This is a genomic window from Pseudomonas sp. FP1740 (genome assembly GCF_030687165.1).
In the GTDB taxonomy this organism is placed as follows: Bacteria; Pseudomonadota; Gammaproteobacteria; order Pseudomonadales; family Pseudomonadaceae; genus Aquipseudomonas.
The window spans coordinates 2363780-2387592 of the sequence record NZ_CP117461.1; the positions used below are offsets into that span (position 1 = coordinate 2363780).

The following is a 23813-nucleotide window of genomic DNA, read 5'->3' on the forward strand; positions in this document are numbered from 1 at the left end:
GCGCCTTCCGCCTTGTCACACGCGGGCATACGCTGCTGATCTACCTTTCAGACGTGGCCAGACAATGAAATCCATCACTCAATCAGGTTCGGTGCGCTGGGCGCTCGCCAGCCTTTCGCTGTCGATGTTGATGCCTTCACTCGACACCAGCATCGCCAATGCAGGATTGCCGACGTTGGCCGAGGCGTTCGATGCTTCCTTCCAGCACGTGCAGTGGATTGTGCTGGCGTATCTGCTGGCGATCACCACGCTGATCGTCAGCGTCGGACGGCTTGGCGACATGCTCGGCCGTCGGCGTTTGCTACTGGTGGGCATCGCCATTTTTACCCTGTCATCGCTGGCCTGCGGTGTCGCGCCGTCGCTCGGGTGGCTGGTCGGCGCACGGGCGGTGCAGGGGCTTGGGGCGGCGATCATGCTGGCGCTGACCGTGGCGTTTGTCGGTGAAACGGTGCCGAAAGCGCAGACCGGCAGCGCCATGGGGTTGCTTGGAACGATGTCGGCGATCGGCACCACGCTGGGGCCGTCGCTCGGTGGGATGTTGATTGCCGGCGTTGGCTGGCAGGCGATTTTTCTGATCAACATACCGCTGGGTGTGCTGAACATCTGGCTCGCGTATCGCTATTTACCGGCGGATGTTCGGCGAGTGAAAGCGGGGCGGGTGGGGTTCGACAAGGCCGGCACATTGCTGCTGGCGCTGACGCTCGCAGCGTACGCGCTGGCCATGACGATCGGGCACGGTGATTTTGGACCGCTCAATATCGCGCTGCTACTGGCGGCTGTTTTCGGCGTTGGGCTTTTCATCTTCGTTGAGGCCACGGTCGCATCGCCATTGATCACATTAGCGCTGTTCCGCCAACAGGGATTGAGCGCCAGCCTGGCCATGAGCACGCTCGTTTCGACGGTGATGATGGCGACGCTGGTGGTCGGGCCGTTTTATCTCTCGGGTGCGCTTGGCCTCGGCACGGCACTTGTCGGTTTCGCCTTGTCGGTCGGCCCGTTGGTGGCTGCATTGACCGGCGTGCCGGCCGGTCGCCTGGTGGACCGTTTTGGCACTCGGCGCATGACCCGTCTCGGGCTCGCGACAATGGCGCTCGGCGCGAGTGCTTTATCAATGATGCCAGCGGGGTTCGGCCTCCTCGGTTACCTCGCGCCCATCGCGGTGATCACGGCCAGCTACGCGTTGTTTCAGGCGGCCAACAACACCGCGATCATGACCGACATCCGCCCGGACCAGCGCGGCGTGATTTCCGGCATGCTCAGCCTGTCACGCAATCTCGGCCTGATCACCGGAGCCTCGGTGATGGGCGCGGTGTTTGCGCTTGCCTCGGCGACGACAGACATCACCAGCGCGTCTCCCGCAGCCGTCGCCAGCGGCATGCGGACAACGTTTGCCGTCGCCGTGGCACTGATCATCCTGGCCCTTGCCGTGGCCCTGTTTCCACGGGCTTCAGACTGCTGCACTGTGTGCAGCAATGAACTGCAGTGAGCCTATATTGTTCATATAAAATCGAATACCGATACTGCCTGAACATCGCGCAGTCGACGCTCATGGCGTTCAAGACATGGCTGGAGGCCAGATTTGCAGAGGGGCCGCCTTGGCTGCATGTGGACCGAAGCGAACTAAAACCTATGGGGCACGCCGATTAAATGTGGGAGCGGGCTTGCTCGCGAAGGCGGTGTGTCAGGCAACATCAGTGTTTACTGACACTCCCTCTTCGCAAGCAAGCCCGCTCCCACAGGATCTGCACCTGACTGCGTTCCTTTTAGTGAGCGCCTCTGATGACAGCCGCTTGCGCCGTGCGCAACGCATGCCGATTGCCACGGAACAACACCAGTGTCGCGATCAACCCCAGCACCGCCGCGCCACTGAGCCAGATCCCCGGCGCTGCCTTGTTGTCCAGCACATGGATCAGGTACGTACAGGCCGCCGGGGTGAAACCACCGAACGTTGCGGTCGCCAGGCTGTAGGCCAGGGAGAAACCGGTCGTACGCACTTCCACCGGCATGATCTCGGTCAGGGCCACCACCATGGCGCCGTTGTACGAGCCATACAGGAACGACAGCCACAACTCGACGATCAGCAGATGGCTGAAGCTGGGATTCGCCACCAGCCATGACAGCGCCGGATAAGCCGTGAGGATCGCCAGAATCGTCGCACCCAGCAGCAGGGGTTTGCGTCCGATCTTGTCGGAAAGCGCGCCCATCACCGGCAACCAGAAGAAGTTCGACAGGCCGATGCACACCGTCACCAGCAACGCATCCAGATCCGACAGATGCAGCTCGGCTTTGCCGAAGGTCGGGGTGTAGGCGGTGATCAGGTAGAACGACACCGTGGTCATCACCACCAGCGCCATGCCAGCGAGGACGATGCCGAAGTTCTGACCGATCGAGCGGACGATGTCCCGCAGGGTAGGGCGGTGTTTGCGTGCCTGGAATTCCGGGGTTTCTTCCAGCGAACGGCGGATCACGAAGATCGCTGGCACGATCATGCAGCCGATCAGGAACGGCACGCGCCAGCCCCACTCACCCATTTGGTCGGGGCTCAGCCAGTGGTTCAAACCCACGCCGAGCAGGCCGGCGAATACCACCGCGGCTTGCTGGCTGGCGGACTGCCAACTGACGAAGAAGCCTTTGCGACCCGGTGTGGAAATTTCGGCGAGGTACACCGACACACCACCCAGTTCCACGCCCGCCGAGAAGCCTTGCAGCAGTCGGCCGAACAATACGATCAGCGGCGCCGCGACGCCCAGCGTGGCATAACCCGGCACACCGGCAATCAGCACCGTGCCGGCGGCCATCATCGCCAGCGTGATGATCAGACCTTTGCGGCGGCCATGACGGTCGATGTAGGCCCCGAGGAAAATCGCCCCCAGCGGACGCATCAGGAAGCCGGCCCCGAAAGTGGCCAGAGACAGCATCAGGGAAGCAAATGCGCTATCGGCGGGAAAGAAGGTTTTGGCAATGGCCGTGGCGTAAAAGCCATAGACCATGAAGTCGAACATTTCGAGAAAGTTACCGCTGACAACGCGAAAAATCGCTTTGCCTTTGCTCGTATTGGAAGACATGTGTAGGTACTCACTCTGGTCGATCTTGTTTGAAAGCGCTGCACCTATGTGGCGAGGGAGCTTGCTCCCGTTCGATTGCGCAGCAATCGTAAAACCGGTCACCGCTATCGCGAGCAGGCTCGCTCCCATGCGCTCTGAAGCCCATAATGGCGGGCGCGGTTTTGAGGGGAGATGAAGATTTGTTAACTGGACGCTGGAGTGGACTTGTGGTTCTGGTCGGCGTTTTGTCCGGTTGTGGCAACGGCGACAGCCTGGAACGCTTCGACGGCCCGACCATGGGCAGCAGCTATTCGATCCAATATGTGCGCCATGCCGGTCTTCCCGCATCGGCGGAAGTCCGCGTCCAGGTCGAAAAAATCCTCTCTGATGTCGATCGGCAAATGTCGACCTATCGCAGAGACTCCGACATCGAACGCTTCAATAACTTGCCCGCCAACCACTGCCAGACAATGCCTGCGCCGATCCTCGAATTGGTCCGTGTCGGCGAGCGCTTGTCTTTGCAAAGTGACGGCTCCTACGACCTGACGGTGGAGCCGTTGCTCAACCTCTGGGGATTTGGCCCGCAGGCGCGTGAGGAAAAAGTCCCGAGCGCCGAAGCACTGGCCGAGGTGCAGCAGCGCGTCGGCCACAGTCACTTGCGCATCGATGGCGACCAGTTGTGCAAGGATGCCGCGGTCGAGGTCGACTTCAACAGCATCGCTGCCGGTTACGCGGTTGACACGATTGCCGCCAGACTCGAAGCGCTGGGCATCCACGACTACCTCGCTGAAGCCACCGGTGAACTCAAGGCCGTCGGCAAAAAACTCGACGGCTCACCGTGGCGCATCGCCCTGGAAGAACCCCGTGATGATCAGCAAGTGGCCGAGCGTGTCATCGCCGTCGACGGCTACGGCGTGTCCACCTCCGGTGATTACCGTAACTATTTCGAGCAGGGTGGCCGGCGCTATTCCCACACCTTCGATGCCCGCACCGGAACACCGGTCCTACACACCCTGGCGTCAGTTACGGTGATTCATCCTTCAGCGTTGATGGCCGATGGCTTATCGACGATGTTGCTGATTCTTGGCCCTGAACGGGGTTGGGACTATGCCCAAACGCATGACATTGCTGCATTCTTTGTGATTCGTGCCGATACAGGTTTTGTCACACGCACCAATCAGGCTTTTGAGCGCCTGGCCGGTGAGAAAACCGAGTGATTGCGGCTGCAAAAGCATTTTTCGATGGCTTTGTAGTGCAGGCAAAACTAGCCTACGACGCGACCAAGGGTTAATGTGCGCGGCGTTGACGCTTCTATAGACTGTGTCCGGGTTCTGCACTGGCCCCAAATTGTTCCTTCACGCCGCCGATCGGCGTGATTTAGCCGCAGGCGCCGAAGGTGCCGCGGCCTGTTCTGAGGAGTACGCATGGCTGTCTACAACTACGATGTGGTGGTGTTGGGTTCCGGCCCGGCGGGAGAAGGCGCGGCAATGAACGCCGCCAAGGCAGGGCGCAAGGTGGCGATGGTCGATAGCCGTCGCCAGGTCGGCGGCAACTGCACCCACCTGGGCACCATCCCGTCCAAGGCCTTGCGTCACTCGGTCCGGCAGATCATGCAGTTCAACACCAACCCGATGTTCCGGGCCATTGGTGAGCCGCGCTGGTTCTCGTTCCCGGACGTGTTGAAGAGCGCTGAAAAAGTCATCTCCAAACAAGTCGCCTCGCGCACCGGCTACTACGCCCGTAACCGCGTCGACGTGTTCTTCGGCACCGGCAGCTTCGCCGACGAGCAAACCATCGAAGTCGTCTGCGCCAACGGCGTGGTCGAAAAACTGGTGGCCAAGCACATCATCATCGCCACCGGTTCGCGTCCTTATCGCCCGGCGGACATCGATTTCCATCACCCGCGTATCTACGATAGCGACACCATCCTCAGCCTCGGCCACACCCCGCGTAAACTCATTGTTTACGGCGCCGGCGTGATCGGCTGCGAATACGCCTCGATCTTCAGTGGTCTGGGTGTATTGGTTGAACTGGTGGACAACCGCGGTCAGTTGCTGAGCTTCCTCGACTCGGAAATTTCCCAGGCCCTGAGCTACCACTTCAGCAACAACAACATCACGGTTCGCCACAACGAAGACTACGACCGCGTCGAAGGCGTGGACAACGGCGTGATCCTGCACCTCAAGTCCGGCAAGAAGATCAAGGCCGACGCCTTGCTCTGGTGCAACGGCCGTACCGGCAACACCGATCAGCTGGGTCTGGAAAACATCGGCGTGAAGGTCAACAGCCGTGGCCAGATCGAAGTCGACGAGAACTACCGCACCTGCGTGCCGAACATCTATGGCGCCGGTGATGTGATTGGCTGGCCAAGCCTGGCCAGTGCCGCACACGACCAGGGCCGTTCGGCCGCTGGCAGCATCGTCGACAACGGCAGCTGGCGCTTCGTCAACGACGTGCCGACCGGCATCTACACCATTCCGGAGATCAGCTCGATCGGCAAGAACGAGCAGGAGCTGACTCAGGCCAAGGTGCCGTACGAAGTGGGCAAGGCATTCTTCAAGAGCATGGCGCGTGCGCAGATCGCCGGCGAGCCTCAGGGCATGCTGAAGATCCTGTTCCATCGCGAGACGCTGGAAGTGCTGGGCGTTCACTGCTTCGGTTATCAGGCGTCGGAGATCGTGCACATCGGTCAGGCGATCATGAACCAGCCGGGCGAACTGAATACCCTGAAGTACTTCGTCAACACGACGTTCAACTACCCGACCATGGCCGAAGCCTATCGGGTAGCGGCGTACGATGGCCTCAACCGGCTTTTTTGAGCGGCTCCGGCCGGTGGCCTGAGCCGGCCGGGGAGACCGATTTCAGCAATTCTCGAGCGTGGCGGTGGCCAAACCGGGAAAGTCTGTAATCAGGCTGTCAACGCCGAAGTCGGCGAGCCTGCGCATCAGCGCGGGCTCGTTGACTGTCCACACCGACACATGCAACCCCTGACGCTGCGCCTTCTGCAGGCGTTCCGGCGTACACAGGGTCCAGTTCAGCGCCAGCATCTCACAGCCATAGTTTTGCGCGACCTTCAACGGGTCGAGCCAGGCGTACTCGGCCACCAGTCCGCGAGACACGTCCGGCACCAGGTCCAGCGCGGCTTTCAACACTTCGCGTGAACTCGAGGTAATCGTGACCTTGTCCCGCATGCCGAAACGCTGGGCCATTTCGCGAATCGCCAGCACGGTGGTTGCCGCGCGGGTGCGTGAAGCGCTTTTGACTTCCAGCTGCCAATGCTCGAAATCGCATTTTTCGAACAATTCTTCCAGCGTCGGGATCGGGCAGGGTTTGATCCAGCCCGGGCCGCCCTTGCGCGCATCATAAGTCACCAGTTCCGCAGCCGTGTGTTCGGCCACTTTGCCGCGGCGGTCGGTGGTGCGTTTGAGGGTCGGGTCGTGGATGACCATCAACTCGCCGTCCTTGGACAGGTGCAGGTCCAGTTCGCAGCGGCGCACGCCGTGCTTGAGGCATTGCTGAAAGCTGGTCAGGGTGTTTTCCGGTGCTTCGCCCTTGGCGCCGCGATGGCCGTAGATGAGAGTCACGGTTCTTCCTTAATTAATGGCCGGATTCGTTTTGTTCGCGCGCCAGGCGTCGTTCTTGTGCCTGTCGCTGCAAGATGTAGCGGGCCAGCAGTTGTCGCTGGGCATCGGACAGGTATTCGAACTCGGTGCCGACGTCGTAGCCGCCGCCCTTGCGGTCGCAATGGGTGACGCGGGCCCGCAGCAACAGGCCGAGGGCTTGTGGCATCAGCACCAGCTTGACCGACAAGTGCGCGCCGACGGCAATGGGCGTCGGATGCTGAAAGTCGATGCCGCCTTCGGAGATGATCACCGGCTGCGGTTCGCCGATCTGTCCGAGCACGGTCAGGGCGACCACCTGGCTCAGCAGATCGATGCGTTTGTTCTGTGATTTCAGGAACGCGGCGATGGTCCTGTCGCGTTCGTTGATCTGGCGCAACAGGTGTTGCGACTCGAATTCGCTCAGGTGCAGTTCGCTGAGCAGGTTGAATAGCGGGGAAGCATCCTGCAACACTTCCTGGCCTGCGGCTTCGGGAGCAGACAGGGGCCGAATTTCCAGTGCGATCGTGTCCTCGATACGGTAGTATTCGCGGCGATCTTCTTCATCTAATGTCGACATGGCGAACCCATGGTAGCGGCGGTGGTCTGAGTGTAAAGCTGGTTATCGACCCCCGCCACAAGGACGTTCCTTTTCCCTCCGAACAAGCCCCGACATGTTCAGACCTCTCTTCGTATTTATCGGCACGCGTTATACCCGTGCAAAACGTCGCAATCATTTTGTGTCATTCATTTCCCTGACCTCGATGATCGGACTCGCCCTCGGCGTGGTCGTGATGATCGTGGTGCTGTCGGTCATGAACGGCTTCGATCATGAGATGCGCACCCGCGTACTGGGCATGGTGCCCCACGCGACCATCGAGTCCGGCGAGCCGATCAGCGACTGGCAAAGCCTGGCCGCCAAGGTCAAGCAGAACCCGCAGGTGGCGGCGGTTGCGCCCTTCGTCCAGATGCAGGGTCTGCTGACCAACAACGGCAAGGTTTCCAAAGTGCTGCTCAATGCCATCGACCCTGTGCAGGAACGGCAGGTGTCGATCATTGATAACTTCATGCAGCAGGGCAAACTCGACGACCTGGCGCCGGGCAGTTTCGGCATCGTCATCGGCGACAAGGCGGCAGCCAAGCTCGGCGCGGCGGTTGGCGACAAGCTGACGTTTGTCGCGCCGGAAGTCACCGTGACCCCGGCCGGGATGTTCCCGCGCATGAAACGCTTTACCGTGGTCGGCATCTTCCATGTCGGCGCCGGTGAGCTGGACGGCTATCTGGGCCTGACCAATCTGCAGGATCTGGCCAGGTTGCACCGCTGGCAACCGGATCAGGTCCAGGGCCTGCGACTGAAGTTCGACGACCTGTTCCAGGCGCCGCGCACCGCGTGGACCATCGCCCAGCAGCTCGGCGAAGACCGTTACTACGCCCGCGACTGGACTCGTACCCACGGCAACCTGTATCAGGCAATCCGCATGGAAAAAGCCATGATTGGCCTGCTGTTGCTGCTGATCGTCGCCGTTGCTGCGTTCAACATCATTTCCACGCTGGTGATGGTGGTGAACGACAAGAAGGGCGACATCGCGATCCTGCGTACCCTGGGCGCCACGCCGGGCTCGATCATGGCGACGTTCATGGTCCAGGGCACGGTCATTGGTGTGGTCGGTACGCTGATCGGCGCCGTGGTCGGGATCTTCGCCGCGCTGAACGTCAGCGCCGCGATCTCGGCCCTGGAAGGTCTGATCGGCCACAAGTTCTTGAACGCCGACGTGTATTTCATCGATTACCTGCCGTCGCAAGTGCAGAGCCAGGACGTGTTGATGGTCTGCGCCGCCGCGTTGGTCCTGAGTTTCCTCGCCACCCTGTATCCAGCCTGGCGTGCCGCGCGCACCCAGCCTGCGGAGGCGCTACGTTATGAGTGAGTCGGGCATGAGTGATAAAGCAATCTTGAGCTGCCGCAACCTGGGCAAATCCTACGTGGAAGGCCCGGAATCGGTAGAGGTTCTGGCCGGTCTGCAACTGGAACTGCATCCGGGGGAGCGCGTGGCGATCGTCGGTACGTCGGGTTCGGGCAAAAGTACCTTGCTCAACCTGCTGGGCGGCCTCGATACGCCGACCAAGGGCAGCGTCTGGCTGGCCGGTGAAGAACTCTCGGCATTGAACGAAAAGGCCCGTGGCCTGTTGCGCAACCGGTCGCTGGGTTTCGTTTACCAGTTCCACCACTTGCTGCCCGAGTTCACCGCGCTGGAAAACGTCTGCATGCCGCTGCTGATCGGCAAGACCGCGATCCCGGAAGCGCGTCAGCGTGCGACGGCGTTGCTGGAGCGGGTAGGGCTGGGCCATCGCCTGGAGCACAAACCGGCGGAATTGTCCGGTGGCGAACGCCAGCGTGTGGCCATTGCCCGCGCCCTGGTGAACAAGCCAGGCCTGGTGATGCTCGACGAGCCGACCGGCAACCTCGACTCCCACACCGCCCAGGGCATTCAGGATTTGATGCTGGAACTCAGCACCTCGATGCGCACGGCGTTCCTGGTGGTGACCCACGACATGAACCTGGCTCGCCAGATGGATCGCGTCCTGCATTTGCAGGAAGGTTGCCTGACCCCCATCTGATTGGCCGAAACCCGGCACACTGAACAGTGCGTCGGGTCTTTTATTTTTATACGGTGCCCCAGCGAATGTTCAGACCGTTATCGATCTTTATCGGCACGCGCTATACCCGCGCCAAGCGCCGCAATCGCTTTGTTTCCTTCATCTCGATGACCTCGATGATCGGCCTCGCCCTGGGCGTGCTGGCGATGATCGTGGTGCTGTCGGTGATGAACGGCTTCCAGCGCGAAATGAGCTCGCGCATCCTCGGCATGGTGCCCCACGCGACCATCGTCGGCGTGAACCCTATCGACGATTGGCAGCCGGTGGCCGCCGCGGCGATGAAGAATCCTGAAGTCACCGCCGCCGTGCCATTCACCGAGATGGAAGGCATGCTGTCCTACAAGGGCACCATGCAGCCGATCCAGGTCAGCGGGGTCGATCCGGCGCTGGAAAGCAAGGTCTCGATCGTTGCCAAGCACATTGTTCAGGGGCGTCTCGATGCCTTGAAGCCGGGCGAGTTCGGCGTGGTGATCGGCGAGATCACCGCGCGGCGCTTTCGCTTGAACGTCGGCGACAAGATCACCCTGATCGTGCCGGAAGTCAGCAATGCACCGGGTGGCATCACCCCGCGCATGCAGCGACTGAACGTGGTGGGCGTGTTCAAGGTCGGCGCCGAACTGGACGGTTCGATGGCGCTGATCCACATGGCCGACGCCGCGCAAATGCAGCACTGGCAACCGAATCAGGTGCAGAGCGTGCGCTTGGCGGTGAAGGATCTGTACGCCGCGCCGCAAGTCTCGAGCGACATCGCGACCGGTCTGGGCGCCGCCTACAAGGCTGACGACTGGACCCACACCCAGGGCAGTCTGTTCAGCGCGATGAAGATGGAAAAAACCATGATCGGCCTGTTGTTGCTGATGATCGTCGCCGTGGCGGCGTTCAACATCATCGCCACCCTGATCATGGTGGTGAACGACAAGGGCGCGGACATCGCGATCCTGCGCACCATCGGCGCCACACCGCGGCAGATCATGGCGATCTTCATGGTGCAGGGCACGGTGATCGGGATTGTCGGCACTTTGATCGGTGGCGTGCTGGGCGTGATCGCGGCGTTGAACGTCAGTGAACTGGTGGGCTGGATGGAGCGGGTCAGCGGGCAGCACATCTTCAGTTCCGATGTGTACTTCGTCAGCAACTTGCCGTCCGAATTGCAGGGCGCTGATGTGCTGTTGATCTGTTCCGCCGGTTTCATCATGAGTTTTCTGGCGACGGTTTATCCGGCGTGGCGGGCGGCGAAAGTCGAGCCGGCTACCGCGTTGCGGTATTCGTAAGCCCCCAATGATCGTTCCCACGCTCCGCGTGGGAATGCCTCAACGTACGCTCTGCGTTCGGCTCTTGGTGTGACGCAGAGCGTCACTGGCTGCATTCCCACGCAGAGCGTGGGAACGATCAGGTTCGTGGCAACTCAATCACAAATCGCGTCCACCCCTGAGCCGATTCGCAACGAATCTGCCCGCCATGGGCGCGGATGATCGACTGGGTGATCGCCAATCCCAATCCCGCATGCTCACTGCTGCCTTCACGGCGCGCGGGGTCTGCCCGGTAAAAACGGTCAAACAAACGCGGCAACAGGTCCTCGGAAATCCCTTCACCACTGTTTTCAACGGTCAGGCTCAAGCCTGCCGGTTGCTCGACAATCTTTACCCGCACCTCACCACCGGCCGGGGTAAACCGCAACGCATTGTCCAGCAAATTGGACAGTGCCCGGCGCAACATGCTGCGATCGCCCTGCATGCTCGCGTGGCCGTCACGACTCAACTTCACCCGGGCGTCCTCGGCCAGCGGCGCGAAAAACTCCAGCAGCACATCCGCTTCTTCCGCCAGGTCCAGCGGTTCACGCTTGGGCATCAGCAAACCGTGGTCAGCCTTGGCCAGGTACAACATGTCGTTGACCAGTTGCGCCATCCATTGCAGTTCTTCGAGGTTGCTGTGCAGCGCTTCGCGGTAATCCTCAAGGGGGCGAGGGCGGGTGAGGGTGACTTGGGTGTGGGTCAGCAGGTTCGACAGCGGTGTGCGCAGTTCATGGGCGATGTCGGCGGAGAAGGCCGAGAGCCGCTGAAAAGAGTCATCGAGGCGTCCGAGCATGGCGTTGAAGCTGTGGGCCATTTCCGCGAGTTCCGGCGGCATGTCTGCTTCCGGCAGACGGGCGTTGAGTGATTGCGCCGACACGCCGCTGGCGACCGCGCTCATGCGCAGCAACGGACGCAAACCACTGCGCGCCGCCCAGGCACCGAGCAGGGCGGTAGCCAGGGCCGAGAGGCCGACCGTCAGCCAGATCAGGTGCTGCATGCGCTGCAGAAAGTGTTGGTGATGGGTGATGTCCAGCAACAAGGTCAGTTGCGGTGAGTCGGGTTTGTCGAGGAACAGCGGCGCATTCAGGACGCGGTAATCGGTGCCGTCGTCGCTCACTGTCGACAGGCCACGCTTGCGCGGTAAATCTTTGGGCACGCTGGGCGAGCTGTCGTACATGCGTTGGCCGTCACTGCTAATGATGCGCAGCGAAAGATCGGCCTGTCGGCTCAATTCATCGGCCAGCCTGGCTTCGGCGTCGCCGGCCTGAATGTCATCCAGCGCCCGGCGTAAACCAATCAGTTTGTCATCCAGCAACTGCTGGTCCAACTCGACAAAGTGCGCCTCGCTGGCGCGGCTGAACAACACCCCGGCGAACAACGACACCACCGCAGTGCAGGCGGCAAACAGCAGTGCCAGGCGGTTGCTTAATGAAAGCCGGCGCATCAGGCGGGGCGCTCTTCAAGGACGTAACCCATGCCGCGCACGGTGTGAATCAACTTGTTCGGGAAATCGTCGTCGATCTTCAGGCGCAAACGGCGGATCGCCACTTCGATGACGTTGGTGTCGCTGTCGAAATTCATGTCCCACACCTGGGACGCGATCAGCGACTTGGGCAGAACTTCGCCCTGGCGCCGCAGGAGCATTTCCAGCAGGGCGAATTCCTTGGCAGTCAGGTCGATGCGCTGACCGTTACGCTCGACCCGGCGACGGATCAGGTCCAGGCGCAAATCGGCCAGTTGCAGGCTGGTTTCCTGGGGCGTGGCGCTGCCGCGACGCAGCAGGCTGCGAACCCGGGCCAGCAGTTCGGAGAAGGCGAAAGGTTTGACCAGGTAGTCGTCGGCGCCCAGTTCCAGGCCGTGGACTCGGTCCTCCACGGCGTCCCGCGCTGTAAGAAACAATACCGGGGTGTCCAGGCCTGCACCGCGCACTGCTTGCAGAATCTGCCAACCATCGCGGCCAGGCAGCATCACATCGAGAATCAACAAGGCGTAATCGCCGCTCAAGGCCAGTTGCTGGCCAGTGGTGCCGTCTGCCACCAGTTCAGTATTGAAGCCGGCCTCGGTCAGGCCCTGGCGCAGGTATTGGCCGGTTTTCGGTTGGTCTTCGACGATCAGCAGTTTCATGGGCGACTCGGGCAGTTTGAACAGGTGCGTTATACCGTGGGCGGCGAGGAGACAGGCCAACCTGACAAAGTTGTAATCTGCCTGTCAGGTATCTGGCAGAGCCGACGGGGTAGAGTTTCCCACAAGCTGAACCTCATCTTGTTGGAGTGCGACTATGTTTTTGCAAAAGCGTCTGGCGCTGGCCGCTTGTTTGCTGACTCTGAGTTTAGGGCTGGAAGCCTCACCGGCGCAGGCCTACGATTTCGGTCAACCGGCCTCGGCCGCCCAGGCCACCCGCAGCGTTGAAGTGGTAATGGGCGATATGACCTTCAGCCCCAAGACCCTCGATATCAAGGCCGGGGAAACCGTGCGCCTCGTACTGGTGAATAAAGGCCAGTTGCTGCATGAATTCAACCTCGGCGATGCACAGATGCATGCCAGGCATCAGCAGGAAATGCTCCAGATGCAGCAAAGCGGCATGCTGATGCCTACAGGCATGAAGGCCATGGACCACGGTTCCATGGCCGGAATGGATCATGGCGCCATGGATCACGGCATGAAGCATGACGACCCCAACAGTGTGTTGGTGGAGCCGGGTAAAACCGCCGAGCTGACCTGGACCTTCACCAAGGCCACTAACCTGGAATTTGCCTGCAACATCCCCGGCCATTACCAGGCCGGTATGGTCGGCAAACTGACAGTCAGTCAGTAAGCACTCAAAGGCGGGAGCAAAGGCTGGTAGAATCCGCTGATTCTTCAGTCAGGTTTCCGCCATGCATCCCGCAGCCGAACATTCGCCGCTGGGCAAATCCAGCGAATACATCGCCACCTACACGCCGTCCTTGCTGTTCCCGATCCCGCGCGCCGCGAAATGGGCCGAGTTGGGCCTGACCGCGCAAACCCTGCCGTACAAGGGCGTGGACTTCTGGAACTGCTTCGAGCTGTCGTGGCTGTTGCCGTCCGGCAAGCCTGTGGTGGCGATCGGCGAATTCAGCATCCCGGCAGATTCGCCGAACATCATCGAGTCGAAGTCGTTCAAGCTGTACCTCAACTCGCTGAACCAGACGCCATTTGCCGACACCGCCAGCCTTGAAGCGACGCTGGTGAAAGATCTCTCGGCCGCTGCCGGCAAGCCGGTGGGCGTGCGGGTTCGCAGCCTGAAAGAGGTAGAGGCGGAAGGCGTCGTGGCGTTGCCGGGCGTGTACATCGATGACCTGGACATCAGTGTCAGCAACTATGAGCATCCGCGTCCGGAACTGCTGCGTTGCGATGAGTCGCGCATCGTTGAAGAGTGCGTGCACAGCCATTTGCTCAAATCCAACTGCCCGGTCACCAGTCAGCCGGACTGGGGCAGCGTGGTGGTGGAGTATCGTGGCGCGGCGCTGGATCACACGAGTTTGCTGGAATACATCGTGAGCTTCCGCCAGCACTCGGACTTCCATGAGCAGTGCGTAGAGCGGATCTTCCTCGACCTGCAGCGGTTGCTGAAGCCGGAGAAATTGACGGTGTACGCGCGGTATGTGCGTCGTGGTGGATTGGACATCAACCCGTATCGCAGCACCGAAGAGGTGCAACTGCCGAACCATCGCTTGGTCCGACAATAAAGAGCCAGTGCGGGATTGCATTTGCAAATCCCGGATATGAAAAAGCCCCGCTATCGATAGCGGGGCTTTTTTGCATCTGATGGGTTCAGATCCCCATGCTGACCAAGGCTTGCATGATGTTACGCAAGGTGCCGGCAAGGGCGGGATGTTCGACTTCGAAGCGATCGACTGCCAGGTTCACACTGTCGGCGAGGTTGGTGTCCTGGGTTTTGGTTTCCAGCTCAAGCTCCAGTTGGATCTGTTGCATCAGCGCATGCAGGTCTTCGCGCTCGGCTTCGGTCAGTGGCGGATTCTGTTCCAATTGCTCGCGCAGTTTATTGAGCTGATCTTGCAGTTCGCGGGCAGGCATGGCGTTCTTCCTTTTCTCGATAGGCACTGGCATAGACCGCAGCAGCACGCCAAAGGTCTATGGCTGACCTTTAGATTAATCCACTCCCGGGCAACCTGCATGATCTCAGTCAGGGCTTTTCACCTTTGAGCCGACGCAGGCTGATATCGGCCAGGCAGGTATCGAGCTCGCCCAGATGATCGATCACCGAATGCACGCCCAGGCCGAACAACTGCACCGTCGCCTTGCCGCGCAAGTGTTCCCGTTCCTTCTGGCTCAAGGCTTGCCATTCATTCGGCGCGAGCCCGCATAGCGAACCGCACGACGCCAGACCGATGGTCCACAGCCCGGCGTTCAGGCCCGATTGCAGCAGTCGCGGCTCGCCGCTGACCAGCACGCAACCGTCCAGGCGCTCGACATTCAACGCCATCAAGGCTTGCCAGCAGGCATTCGGGGCCGGCCATGGATTGATTGTTTCGGAGTGTTGCAAAGATTTGATCCAGGCCGGAAGTGCGACGGCCAGGGAATGGCTGAGGGCAGGGGGGAGTTCATCAAGCCAGGCGCAGGGAATCCGTTGTCGCTGCAAGCTGGACAAGCTTTCCAAAGCGCCGGGCGTGACCTCGGCATGCTCGTCAGAAACGGTGCCGTGCTGACGCGTGCGCGCGCCGAAATCCACCAGGCAACCACTGAGGCCGAACAGCACGGCGGTCAGATTCGGTGCGGCAAGGGGCAAGACTTCGGCGTGCGGCATGGAAACGTCCCTGAAATAGCGACAAGGCTATTCATGGACGATGACAATCGAGTGACACGGATGTGAATCGCTCGCCGTCAGGAGGCGTCGTTCGTAGACCCTCGTGCACGATGCTGCCTAAACCGGGTTTTCCGTCATATACTAGCGGTCTTTGCGCCTGGGCCAAGCGCCCGCGTCAGTACAATCCAAGGAGTTTCTTATGCGCTGGAGCAATCGACTCGCTCAGCTTTGTATGTGTGCCAGTGTATTGTTGGTTCCGTTTGCGGCTCAGGCCGCCACGGAAGAAGACCCTTGGGAAAGCATCAACCGCCCGATCTACAAATTCAACGACTTTGTCGACACCTACGCACTGAAGCCGTTGGCTCAGGGCTACCAGTTCGTCACACCGCAGTTCCTGGAAGACGGCATCCACAACATGTTCCGCAACGTCGGCGATGTGACCAACCTCGCCAACGACGTGTTGCAGGCCAAGCCCGCCGCGGCTGGCGTCGACACCGCGCGTTTGATCTTCAACACCACCTTCGGTGTGTTGGGCTTCTTCGACGTGGGCACCAAGATGGGCCTGCACCGCAACGACGAAGACTTCGGCCAGACCCTCGGTTACTGGGGCGTGGGCAGCGGCCCTTACGTGATGCTGCCGCTGCTGGGTCCAAGCACCTTGCGTGATACGCCTTCCAAGTATGTCGATGGCTATACCGGTCCGTACCCTTACATCAACGATATACCGGTACGTAACTCGATTTACGGCCTGAACATCGTCGACACTCGCGCCAGCCTGTTGTCGGCCGAGAAACTGGTCACTGGCGACAAATACACCTTTATTCGCAATGCATACCTGCAAAACCGCGAATTCAAAGTCAAGGACGGTAAGGTCGAAGACGATTTTTAATCGCGACCGGTAAAACGAAGAGGGCGGCCAATTGGCCGCCTTCTTTCGTTTGGCTTGCGGGTGAAGTCAGGGCTATTTCATCTTCAGGATTGTAAGCCCGAGTTTCTGGCCGCCACCGTCCTGTGCTTTCACCCATACCACCTCGGTGTCGGCCTCAAGGCCTTTGAGGGCTGCGTGATCGGAATCGATCCGCACGCTGAGCCGGTCACCGACCTTGAATGAGCGGGGCGCCTCCAGCTGCATACCACTGCTGGAAAGGTCGATGCAGACGGCTTGCACCTCATCGCCTTCATGAATCAGCGACACATCGGCATCAACCCGCATGCGGATGAAATCGCGCTTTTCGCTGTAGTCCCGATCGGTTTGGCTCATGGGCTCGATCCTTCCTTTGGGTTACGGTTTTGCCTGTTCTTATAACTCTCGGTGATTTGACAAGTAAAGACGTCAAGCGACCATCGGCGTGAGCTTGAAACGCCTCGCGGATGGGAGTACCGTCTGCGCCTTAGAAGGGCACCTCTGGTGGAACAGTGAGTAGGGCAAACGCTCGAAAACGGTGCAGCAGAGAGGCTAGAAAGCGAATCCAGTAGTGTGTGCAGGGCCAAATGCCCAGCCTGCTACGCCAACCTAATTCTGGCGCCGTTTGCCCACATGCCAAAAACCAGTGCCACGCTGCTGATAATCGATGATGACGAAGTAGTGCGTGCGAGCCTCGCGGCCTACTTGGAAGACAGTGGTTTCAGTGTCCTGCAGGCCAGCAATGGCCAGCAGGGTCTTCAGGTATTCGAGCAAGACAAGCCCGACTTGGTCATCTGCGATCTGCGCATGCCGCAGATGGGCGGACTCGAACTCATTCGCCAGGTCACCGAACTGTCGCCGCAAACCCCGGTAATCGTGGTTTCGGGCGCCGGCGTGATGAACGACGCCGTCGAGGCCCTGCGCCTGGGCGCAGCGGACTACCTGATCAAGCCTCTCGAAGATCTCGCCGTACTCGAGCACTCCGTGCGCCGTGCCCTGGATCGTGCGCGTCTGCTGCTGGAAAACCAGCGCTACCGCGAGAAGCTGGAAAAGGCCAACCGCGAGCTCGAAGCCAGCCTGAACCTGCTCCAGGAAGACCAGAACGCCGGTCGCCAGGTGCAGATGAACATGCTGCCGGTGAGCCCCTGGACCATCAACGAGTTCCAGTTTGCGCACCAGATCATCCCGTCGCTGTACCTGTCGGGCGATTTCGTCGACTACTTTCGGGTCGACGAGCGTCGGGTAGCGTTCTACCTGGCGGACGTTTCCGGTCATGGCGCCTCTTCAGCCTTCGTCACCGTGCTGCTGAAGTTCATGACCACGCGCTTGCTGTTTGAATCCAAGCGCAACGGCACATTGCCGGAATTCAAGCCTTCAGAAGTCCTTGGTCATATCAACCGGGGCCTGATCAGTTGTAAGCTGGGTAAACACGTCACAATGGTCGGTGGAGTCATCGACGAGGAGACAGGTTTGTTGACCTATAGCATCGGCGGTCATCTGCCGTTGCCCGTGTTGTACACGCCAGACAGTGTTCGTTACCTGGAAGGGCGTGGTCTGCCGGTGGGCCTCTTCAATGAAGCCACCTACGAAGACCACGTACTGGAGCTGCCGCCGGTATTCAGCCTGACGCTGATGTCTGATGGCATTCTGGACCTTTTGCCAGAACCCACACTCAAAGATAAAGAAGCTGCTTTGCCTCAACGGGTCAAAGCGGCGGGCGGCAGCCTGGATGGTCTGCGCCAGGTTTTTGGATTGGCCACGCTAGGGGAGATGCCGGATGATATCGCCCTGTTGGTGTTGAGCAGGAATCTTTAATGAGTACCGGTAGAATCCAGTTCGCCGAGCAGGACGGCACCTTCGTCCTGAAGTTCGTCGGTGAAGTTCGCCTGACCCTGTGTTCGGCGTTGGATGCGACTATTGAGCGGATCTTCACTGCGTTGAACTTCAACGCCATCGTGATCGACCTGACCGAAACCCGTAGCATCGACAGCACCACCCTGGGCCTGCTGGCCAAGCTGTCGATCCTGTCGCGGCAAAAAGTCGGCCTGTTGCCGACTGTCGTCACCACCCACGAAGACATCACCCGTCTGCTGCAGTCCATGGGCTTCGAGCAAGTGTTCAACATCGTTGACCGCCCGATCCCATGCCCTGAATGCCTGACCGACCTGCCAGACCAGGACCAGTCCGAAGAAGTGGTGCGGATCAAAGTCCTCGAAGCACACAAAATCCTCATGGGCCTGAACGACTCCAACCGTGAGGCGTTTCATGACCTGGTGAACGCGCTGGAGCGTCACTGATTAATTCCCTGTGGGGGCGGGCTTGCCCGCGAAGGCGCCCTAACAATCACCACATCTTCCAGCGCTAAGCCCATTACCCGAATTCAACGCAAAAAAAAGGGCGAACCCATGGTTCGCCCTTTTTGCATCCAGCTAACTCAAATCACAGCTTGGCCTGCAACAACGCCTCAAGCTTCTCCTGGTCCCGAGCAAACTGACGAATGCCCTCAGCCAGCTTCTCGGTCGCCATCGCATCCTCGTTGGACAACCAACGGAACTGCGCTTCATTCAAGCTCAGACGCGCTTCACCCGCATGCCCCGGCACCAATTTGCGCTCCAGCTTGCCGGTATCTGCCGCCAGTTTCTCCAGCAGATCAGGGCTGATGGTCAACCGATCACAACCGGCCAACTGCTCGATCTGATTCAGATTACGGAAGCTGGCACCCATCACTACGGTTTTGTAGTCATTGGCCTTGTAGTAGTTGTAGATGCGCGTCACCGACTGCACGCCCGGATCATCCGCGCCGGTGTAGTCGTTGCCGGTGGCCTTCTTGTACCAGTCGTAGATACGGCCCACGAACGGCGAAATCAGGAAAACCCCAGCGTCAGCACATGCCGCCGCCTGAGCGAAAGAGAACAGCAAGGTCAGGTTGGTCTGGATGCCTTCCTTTTCCAGCTTCTCGGCAGCGCGGATGCCTTCCCAGGTCGAAGCGATCTTGATCAGCACGCGGTCGCGGCCAACGCCGGCTTTCTCGTACAAGTCGATCAGACGGTGCGCACGCTTTAGCACGGCGTCAGTGTCGAACGATAGGCGCGCATCCACTTCAGTGGAAATACGGCCAGGAATCACCTTCAGAATCTCTTGTCCTACCGCCACACCAAAACGGTCACTGGCCAGGCCCACATCGCCCTTGCAGTCGCTGACGCAAGCGTTCAGCAACTCGGCATAACCGGGAATGGCCGCTGCTTTGAGCAGCAGGGAAGGGTTGGTGGTGGCGTCCACGGGTTTAACGCGAGCGATTGCTTCGAAGTCGCCAGTGTCGGCAACCACGGTGGTCATTTGTTTGAGTTGTTCCAGCTTGGAAGTCATGGGCGTGCTCTGTCCTATGGGTCTAATGACATTACCCGAGCGCTGACAGCCACTCAAGGGTGCATGTGCGTATCGAAGGCCCCAGTGGCAACATCCTGAAAACAGATGTTTGAAAGGCGGGGTATGGTCTCGGTAGATACGATGCTGAAATGGAGGGCAGGTTCAATGGAGGTGACGGTTAGCGTGCTGAGCAGGCCTGGGTCATGTCCTCAATGCTTACCGATTTGACCAGCTTGCGAATTAGACCTTTGAGCGCTCGGGCCGAACAAGTGACGGCCGCCATTTCAAAGCGGCCATTTTCTAACGAGACAGAGCGCGGACACCGGCGCGCGAAACCTGCAAGTGAGTGACGAGGGATTAACGTCCCTCCAACAACTCTGCCGCCTGATCCAGCAACGCCAACGGCTCTTTAGCCTTGTGAATATCCACCGACAACAACTGCCGAAACTTGCGTGCCCCCGGAAACCCGGTGCCCAGACCCAGCACATGCCGAGTGATGTGATGCATCGCGCCACCCGCCAGCAGATGCTCGGCAATATAAGGCCGCAACTGCGCCAGCGCCTCGGCGCGAGTAATCACCGGCGCCGTGCTGCCGAACAGCTGCTGATCCACCTCAGCCATCACATAAGGATTGTGATACGCCTCACGGCCCAGCATCACACCGTCGAACGTCTGCAAATGCTCGTGACAGGCCTCCAGCGTCTTGATCCCGCCGTTGAGAATAATCTCCAGCTCCGGAAAATCCGCCTTTAACCGCGCCGCCACGTCATAGCGCAGAGGCGGAATGTCGCGGTTCTCCTTCGGCGACAACCCCTCCAGAATCGCAATCCGCGCATGCACGGTAAAACTCGTGCACCCGGCATCCCGAACCGTGCCAACGAAATCACACAACTCCTCGTAACTGTCCCGCCCATTAATCCCGATCCGATGCTTCACCGTCACCGGAATCGACACCGCATCACGCATCGCCTTCACACAATCGGCCACCAACTGCGGATGCCCCATCAGGCACGCACCGATCATGTTGTTCTGCACCCGATCACTCGGGCAGCCGACGTTCAGGTTTACCTCGTCGTAACCGTGCTCCTGGGCCATGCGGGCGCAGGCGGCCAGATCCAGCGGAACACTGCCGCCGAGCTGCAGGGCGAGCGGGTGCTCGGCTTCGTTGTGACGCAGGAAGCGCTCGTGATCGCCGTTGAGGAGCGCGCCGGTGGTGACCATTTCGGTGTAAAGCAGGGCGTGCTTGGAGAGCAGGCGCAGGAAGAAGCGGCAGTGGCGGTCGGTCCAATCCATCATCGGCGCAACGCTAAAGCGTCTAGACACTGTAGAGCTTGAATTTACTGGGTATGTAGCTGATTTCTGTACCATTTCGCTCTACGTGTTCAAAGCCGGTTTTAGGGGGTAAATGGGCGTTTTGAGGGGCGTTGATACAATGTACCAACCCCTTTAACAATTGTACCAGTTGACTATGGCCACGATCAGAGCAAGCAAGCGCACCGACGGCGGCACCAGTTACACGGCACAGATACGCCTGTTCCGATATTGTCAGGCAAGATTAAGCTCAGGCCCGACATCTAACGTGACTCAACCGAACATGCCTCAGTCGGCTTCGTCTCTATTCGCGCGCCATGCCAGCGCCAGTGATAAACGTGACTAGCGCCAATGGCGTAAAGCCGATGTATCCAATGCTTGCCACGCTTCGGAGTGACAAAGTTGATCCTTCGTCAGCCAGAGTCCTGCGTGCGGGCACAGGGACTCGGCGGGGAGTGCCAGCAGGTCGCTCAACTTCATTGCGCTGATTGAGCCTCGGTCTCTTTCATCCTCGGCTTCCCAGTCGCGCAGAAATAGACGCACCTTCAAGACATTGGCATTAAAACCTTCAAACTGTAGTCGATTGTGGATCCACTGAGGTGAATGCCTCAAGGTTCGCTCCTGGACATCCAACAGCAAGATCTGCCATGCCAAGCGACCTCCGTGGTCATCGTCGACGTTGGTATGGAGTCGAGTCAGCGCGAGATAACGTGCATCCTCGGACCAGATCATCGAGGGCGCGAGATGGCTGATGGCGCAACCGGACGCCGTCAGCAAATGCCCGCCCAGGCGTGGGCTCTGGACGCGTAGCCAACTGTCGGCGTATTCGGTTTCACAACCGAACAGCCAAGCGGCATCTTTATCCATCGGTGCTGGCTGGACAAAGTTTCCATCGGCGATTGCAGACTGTGGCTGTTTAACAAGGCGGCAATCCGGGAGGGCGCTCAGGCCTTGTTGGCTGACATTGAGCTCACACCACTCGTAGTAAAGCCGCGAGTCCTGTCGATACTGGCAAAATGCAGCGGCATCGTCCGCCTCGGGTGGCGATTGATCAAAGCGCTGCAATGGACTGCTTTGCCGATCCTGATCCAGGCGACCTCGAATCACTGCCAGGCTCAGTCTTGGCCCACGAAAGTCCAACAATCGTGCGACCAACAGAGGAGGGCTGTTCATCAATTGTCGTTCCTGTGCGTCGACCACCACCACGTGACCAGCTGTGGCGGGCGGCAGGGCGAACGGTATTAATGCGATGTAACGTCCAGTGTCTGAAACTCGATGATCGAGCAGCCAAACGCCCGGTAACTCCCAGCCCCCAATCCTGCAGGTATAACCCCCGAGCCCCAGGCTGTTGTCTTGCCGCCAGCTAAATTGAGCCCGCGTATCCCCAGTCAATGGTGCCGACTCGACCATCGTCGCGCCTCGCTGTCCATCACCCACCAGAGGCACGGCCAACCGCACGCGAGTCAGGTGCCGCTGCGCAACCTGCACCCGGCCGTTCGGATCATGGCCCACCTGAGACTCACAGTCGCTGTGTATGCTGTACAAGCCATAACCATAGCGACCGCGATCAGGCTGCGGGTAGTCGAAGTAGGACGATAGCCGCAGGTAGTGGTCATCCAGCTCCAGGGGGTCGCTCCAACCCACGGAAGGTTCGCTGTCGGCGGATAGCCACGGACAAGGCAATGCTTGCCAGCCGCGGTCTACGTGCCAGAGCCAGTATTCGAGGGCTTGCGGTTGCTCATCATCCATCCGTGCATGGCAAGCGAACGAGCGACTATCGTGATTCCAGATGATTGAGGTATCGGCTCTGATCAGCAACGAAGTGGGCTCACCGTTTATGCTTACGCTGTATTCCGGGCTCATCAGCGGGGCGCAAGGCTGTGGCAATTCGCGCAGGCTGGCCGGCAGCGCCAGGCAGGCGTCCAAACATTGCTGACCATCGGGGGACGTATGCCGGAACGTTTCGAGCGCAAGTTTTTTTTGCCAGGCTCCAGGCTCAACCCAAAGGTCAACAACGGGCACCAGGCTGATCTTTTCAGCCGTCGTCAGCAGTTGCTCCAGGCTGATCTCCCGTGCGCTGTTGTCGACCAGCGGACTGTAACGCCCACTCAGGATGCCGTCGTTAAAGGCATCCAGTTCCCAAAATTCATCACACGAACACTGGTAAAGCTGACGCAACTGTCGATCCAGAATCACCAATCCCCAGGCTTGGCGCGAGGGTAAAGGCGCGGCGAAATAACGTCCGTCATTCGAGAAGCGAGCCGACGACCCAAGGCCCTGGAGCAGCACCCCATCGGGAAACAGGTAATCGCACAGGACGGGCCCGCCCATGGCGATTTCGCTGTAGTTGAACACCCTGATGGGCTCGCCCTCGGGAGTTTGCTGAGGTTCGTCCCCACCCCAGGCACTGGCGCCACCTGAAGACTGACCAGGCGATAGCGGTGACGACTTGGCCTGTGTTTTATCGACCAGGCCAAAACGTCTTTCCAAGTGACTGACGCAAGCCAGCCCGAAGAACATCACAGCCGCTGCCCCCGCAATATCCCAGTACGCCGGCAAAGCCCTGCCCAGATTAAAACCCAGGCCTAGTGCGGCAGAGGTCATGACCCGGGCAGCCCCCCGACCGGTTCGTTGCCAACCGGCCCGTGCCGTCAGCCACATCAAGGCAGCACAACCCAGTACGACACCGAGCGCCCACAGCAGCGGTAATACCGCCACGAGAAAAATCGGGATCAACAGTACGGCGATTTGCCAAAGTAGATCGAGCAACAATCGAGGCAGGCTTTTTTCGTCAGTACGTTGATCCGAAGAGTGAGTCACCATTACCTCGAGAATAAATGGGCGATTTCAAATAAG

General features: G+C 59.7%; 22 protein-coding genes. 11 read left to right on the forward strand and 11 right to left on the reverse strand.

What is annotated here, in order from left to right:
- Window positions 1-64: 64 nt before the first annotated feature.
- Complete coding sequence (locus PSH69_RS10640; protein WP_305411953.1) at window positions 65-1486, forward strand: MFS transporter; 1422 nt, start codon at window positions 65-67, stop codon at window positions 1484-1486.
- Window positions 1487-1763: 277 nt separating this feature from the next.
- Here the strand turns inward: PSH69_RS10640 and PSH69_RS10645 are convergent, their stop codons facing one another.
- Window positions 1764-3065, reverse strand: a complete 1302-nt coding sequence (locus PSH69_RS10645) for an MFS transporter (RefSeq protein ID WP_305411955.1) — start codon at window positions 3063-3065, stop codon at window positions 1764-1766.
- A 146-nt stretch (window positions 3066-3211) separates the two neighbouring features.
- Between PSH69_RS10645 and PSH69_RS10650 the strand changes: the two genes are divergently transcribed.
- A complete protein-coding gene (locus PSH69_RS10650) occupies window positions 3212-4261 on the forward strand; it encodes an FAD:protein FMN transferase (protein WP_305411957.1) in 1050 nt (349 codons plus the stop codon).
- Between the two features lie 207 nt (window positions 4262-4468).
- Entirely contained in the window at window positions 4469-5863 is a 1395-nt protein-coding gene (gene sthA, locus PSH69_RS10655; RefSeq protein ID WP_095189133.1) for a Si-specific NAD(P)(+) transhydrogenase, read from the forward strand.
- Between the two features lie 42 nt (window positions 5864-5905).
- Here sthA and PSH69_RS10660 read toward each other — a convergent pair whose 3' ends face one another.
- Both PSH69_RS10660 and PSH69_RS10665 read right to left on the reverse strand, forming a co-directional pair.
- Window positions 5906-6628: a glycerophosphodiester phosphodiesterase family protein gene (locus tag PSH69_RS10660; protein WP_305411959.1), complete on the reverse strand. Its 723-nt coding sequence runs from the start codon at window positions 6626-6628 to the stop codon at window positions 5906-5908.
- A gap of 13 nt (window positions 6629-6641) precedes the next feature.
- Window positions 6642-7223 (reverse strand): PilZ domain-containing protein, encoded by a 582-nt coding sequence (locus tag PSH69_RS10665; RefSeq protein WP_305411961.1) that lies wholly within the window; start codon window positions 7221-7223, stop codon window positions 6642-6644.
- Between the two features lie 94 nt (window positions 7224-7317).
- Here PSH69_RS10665 and PSH69_RS10670 point away from each other — a divergent pair, with 94 nt between their 5' ends.
- The 3 genes from PSH69_RS10670 (at window position 7318) to PSH69_RS10680 (ending at window position 10569) form a co-directional block, all read left to right on the forward strand.
- On the forward strand, window positions 7318-8568 hold the full coding sequence (locus PSH69_RS10670; RefSeq protein WP_007935280.1) for a lipoprotein-releasing ABC transporter permease subunit: 1251 nt from the start codon (window positions 7318-7320) through the stop codon (window positions 8566-8568).
- Between the two features lie 7 nt (window positions 8569-8575).
- Complete coding sequence (lolD, locus tag PSH69_RS10675) at window positions 8576-9259, forward strand: lipoprotein-releasing ABC transporter ATP-binding protein LolD (RefSeq protein ID WP_018928149.1); 684 nt, start codon at window positions 8576-8578, stop codon at window positions 9257-9259.
- A gap of 65 nt (window positions 9260-9324) precedes the next feature.
- Complete coding sequence (locus PSH69_RS10680) at window positions 9325-10569, forward strand: lipoprotein-releasing ABC transporter permease subunit (protein WP_018928148.1); 1245 nt, start codon at window positions 9325-9327, stop codon at window positions 10567-10569.
- A gap of 118 nt (window positions 10570-10687) precedes the next feature.
- Here the strand turns inward: PSH69_RS10680 and PSH69_RS10685 are convergent, their stop codons facing one another.
- Together PSH69_RS10685 and PSH69_RS10690 are read right to left on the reverse strand one after the other, a co-directional pair.
- Complete coding sequence (locus PSH69_RS10685) at window positions 10688-12034, reverse strand: heavy metal sensor histidine kinase (protein ID WP_305411963.1); 1347 nt, start codon at window positions 12032-12034, stop codon at window positions 10688-10690.
- Window positions 12034-12714 (reverse strand): heavy metal response regulator transcription factor, encoded by a 681-nt coding sequence (locus tag PSH69_RS10690; RefSeq protein WP_019649412.1) that lies wholly within the window; start codon window positions 12712-12714, stop codon window positions 12034-12036. Before PSH69_RS10690 ends, PSH69_RS10685 begins: the two co-directional genes overlap by 1 nt.
- A gap of 154 nt (window positions 12715-12868) precedes the next feature.
- Between PSH69_RS10690 and PSH69_RS10695 the strand changes: the two genes are divergently transcribed.
- A complete protein-coding gene (locus tag PSH69_RS10695) occupies window positions 12869-13405 on the forward strand; it encodes a cupredoxin family protein (RefSeq protein WP_305411964.1) in 537 nt (178 codons plus the stop codon).
- Between the two features lie 61 nt (window positions 13406-13466).
- Window positions 13467-14297 carry an NADPH-dependent 7-cyano-7-deazaguanine reductase QueF gene (gene queF / locus PSH69_RS10700; RefSeq protein ID WP_305411965.1) on the forward strand — a complete coding sequence of 277 codons (831 nt, stop codon included), beginning with the start codon at window positions 13467-13469 and terminating at the stop codon, window positions 14295-14297.
- A gap of 85 nt (window positions 14298-14382) precedes the next feature.
- On the opposite strand, the gene PSH69_RS10705 is transcribed toward queF, so the two are convergent.
- Both PSH69_RS10705 and PSH69_RS10710 read right to left on the reverse strand, forming a co-directional pair.
- Window positions 14383-14646: a DUF4404 family protein gene (locus tag PSH69_RS10705; protein WP_019582089.1), complete on the reverse strand. Its 264-nt coding sequence runs from the start codon at window positions 14644-14646 to the stop codon at window positions 14383-14385.
- Between the two features lie 109 nt (window positions 14647-14755).
- Window positions 14756-15376, reverse strand: a complete 621-nt coding sequence (locus PSH69_RS10710; RefSeq protein WP_305411966.1) for an HAD family phosphatase — start codon at window positions 15374-15376, stop codon at window positions 14756-14758.
- Between the two features lie 199 nt (window positions 15377-15575).
- Between PSH69_RS10710 and PSH69_RS10715 the strand changes: the two genes are divergently transcribed.
- Window positions 15576-16265 carry a VacJ family lipoprotein gene (locus tag PSH69_RS10715; RefSeq protein WP_305411967.1) on the forward strand — a complete coding sequence of 230 codons (690 nt, stop codon included), beginning with the start codon at window positions 15576-15578 and terminating at the stop codon, window positions 16263-16265.
- Window positions 16266-16337: 72 nt separating this feature from the next.
- On the opposite strand, the gene PSH69_RS10720 is transcribed toward PSH69_RS10715, so the two are convergent.
- The gene (locus PSH69_RS10720; protein WP_007935265.1) at window positions 16338-16637 is read right to left on the reverse strand and encodes a PilZ domain-containing protein; all 300 of its coding nucleotides are present in this window, start codon (window positions 16635-16637) and stop codon (window positions 16338-16340) included.
- 276 nt (window positions 16638-16913) lie between these two features.
- Between PSH69_RS10720 and rssB the strand changes: the two genes are divergently transcribed.
- Together rssB and rssC are read left to right on the forward strand one after the other, a co-directional pair.
- Window positions 16914-18095: a two-component system response regulator RssB gene (gene rssB / locus PSH69_RS10725; protein WP_018928140.1), complete on the forward strand. Its 1182-nt coding sequence runs from the start codon at window positions 16914-16916 to the stop codon at window positions 18093-18095.
- Window positions 18095-18577 (forward strand): anti-sigma factor antagonist RssC, encoded by a 483-nt coding sequence (rssC, locus tag PSH69_RS10730; RefSeq protein ID WP_007935262.1) that lies wholly within the window; start codon window positions 18095-18097, stop codon window positions 18575-18577. Before rssB ends, rssC begins: the two co-directional genes overlap by 1 nt.
- A 142-nt stretch (window positions 18578-18719) precedes the next feature.
- Here rssC and tal read toward each other — a convergent pair whose 3' ends face one another.
- From tal to PSH69_RS10745, 3 genes are all read right to left on the reverse strand, one after another.
- The gene (tal, locus tag PSH69_RS10735) at window positions 18720-19646 is read right to left on the reverse strand and encodes a transaldolase (protein ID WP_019582092.1); all 927 of its coding nucleotides are present in this window, start codon (window positions 19644-19646) and stop codon (window positions 18720-18722) included.
- A 357-nt stretch (window positions 19647-20003) separates the two neighbouring features.
- Complete coding sequence (gene dusA, locus PSH69_RS10740) at window positions 20004-21014, reverse strand: tRNA dihydrouridine(20/20a) synthase DusA (RefSeq protein ID WP_305411970.1); 1011 nt, start codon at window positions 21012-21014, stop codon at window positions 20004-20006.
- 285 nt (window positions 21015-21299) lie between these two features.
- Entirely contained in the window at window positions 21300-23780 is a 2481-nt protein-coding gene (locus PSH69_RS10745; protein WP_370695238.1) for a hypothetical protein, read from the reverse strand.
- Window positions 23781-23813: the final 33 nt, after the last annotated feature.

Excerpts from the sequence above, each read along its gene's own strand:
- PSH69_RS10745 (WP_370695238.1), bottom strand. The coding sequence starts at position 23,780 with ATGGTGACTCACTCTTCGGATCAACGTACTGACGAAAAAAGCCTGCCT.
- PSH69_RS10695 (WP_305411964.1), top strand. The coding sequence starts at position 12,869 with ATGTTTTTGCAAAAGCGTCTGGCGCTGGCCGCTTGTTTGCTGACTCTG.
- dusA (WP_305411970.1), bottom strand. The coding sequence starts at position 21,014 with ATGGTACAGAAATCAGCTACATACCCAGTAAATTCAAGCTCTACAGTG.
- rssB (WP_018928140.1), top strand. The coding sequence starts at position 16,914 with ATGCCAAAAACCAGTGCCACGCTGCTGATAATCGATGATGACGAAGTA.
- PSH69_RS10685 (WP_305411963.1), bottom strand. The coding sequence starts at position 12,034 with ATGCGCCGGCTTTCATTAAGCAACCGCCTGGCACTGCTGTTTGCCGCC.
- PSH69_RS10715 (WP_305411967.1), top strand. The coding sequence starts at position 15,576 with ATGCGCTGGAGCAATCGACTCGCTCAGCTTTGTATGTGTGCCAGTGTA.
- PSH69_RS10680 (WP_018928148.1), top strand. The coding sequence starts at position 9,325 with ATGTTCAGACCGTTATCGATCTTTATCGGCACGCGCTATACCCGCGCC.
- PSH69_RS10690 (WP_019649412.1), bottom strand. The coding sequence starts at position 12,714 with ATGAAACTGCTGATCGTCGAAGACCAACCGAAAACCGGCCAATACCTG.
- PSH69_RS10670 (WP_007935280.1), top strand. The coding sequence starts at position 7,318 with ATGTTCAGACCTCTCTTCGTATTTATCGGCACGCGTTATACCCGTGCA.
- PSH69_RS10720 (WP_007935265.1), bottom strand. The coding sequence starts at position 16,637 with ATGAGCCAAACCGATCGGGACTACAGCGAAAAGCGCGATTTCATCCGC.
- PSH69_RS10665 (WP_305411961.1), bottom strand. The coding sequence starts at position 7,223 with ATGTCGACATTAGATGAAGAAGATCGCCGCGAATACTACCGTATCGAG.
- PSH69_RS10710 (WP_305411966.1), bottom strand. The coding sequence starts at position 15,376 with ATGCCGCACGCCGAAGTCTTGCCCCTTGCCGCACCGAATCTGACCGCC.
- PSH69_RS10650 (WP_305411957.1), top strand. The coding sequence starts at position 3,212 with ATGGCGGGCGCGGTTTTGAGGGGAGATGAAGATTTGTTAACTGGACGC.
- PSH69_RS10645 (WP_305411955.1), bottom strand. The coding sequence starts at position 3,065 with ATGTCTTCCAATACGAGCAAAGGCAAAGCGATTTTTCGCGTTGTCAGC.
- lolD (WP_018928149.1), top strand. The coding sequence starts at position 8,576 with ATGAGTGATAAAGCAATCTTGAGCTGCCGCAACCTGGGCAAATCCTAC.
- tal (WP_019582092.1), bottom strand. The coding sequence starts at position 19,646 with ATGACTTCCAAGCTGGAACAACTCAAACAAATGACCACCGTGGTTGCC.
- PSH69_RS10705 (WP_019582089.1), bottom strand. The coding sequence starts at position 14,646 with ATGCCTGCCCGCGAACTGCAAGATCAGCTCAATAAACTGCGCGAGCAA.
- queF (WP_305411965.1), top strand. The coding sequence starts at position 13,467 with ATGCATCCCGCAGCCGAACATTCGCCGCTGGGCAAATCCAGCGAATAC.
- rssC (WP_007935262.1), top strand. The coding sequence starts at position 18,095 with ATGAGTACCGGTAGAATCCAGTTCGCCGAGCAGGACGGCACCTTCGTC.
- sthA (WP_095189133.1), top strand. The coding sequence starts at position 4,469 with ATGGCTGTCTACAACTACGATGTGGTGGTGTTGGGTTCCGGCCCGGCG.
- PSH69_RS10640 (WP_305411953.1), top strand. The coding sequence starts at position 65 with ATGAAATCCATCACTCAATCAGGTTCGGTGCGCTGGGCGCTCGCCAGC.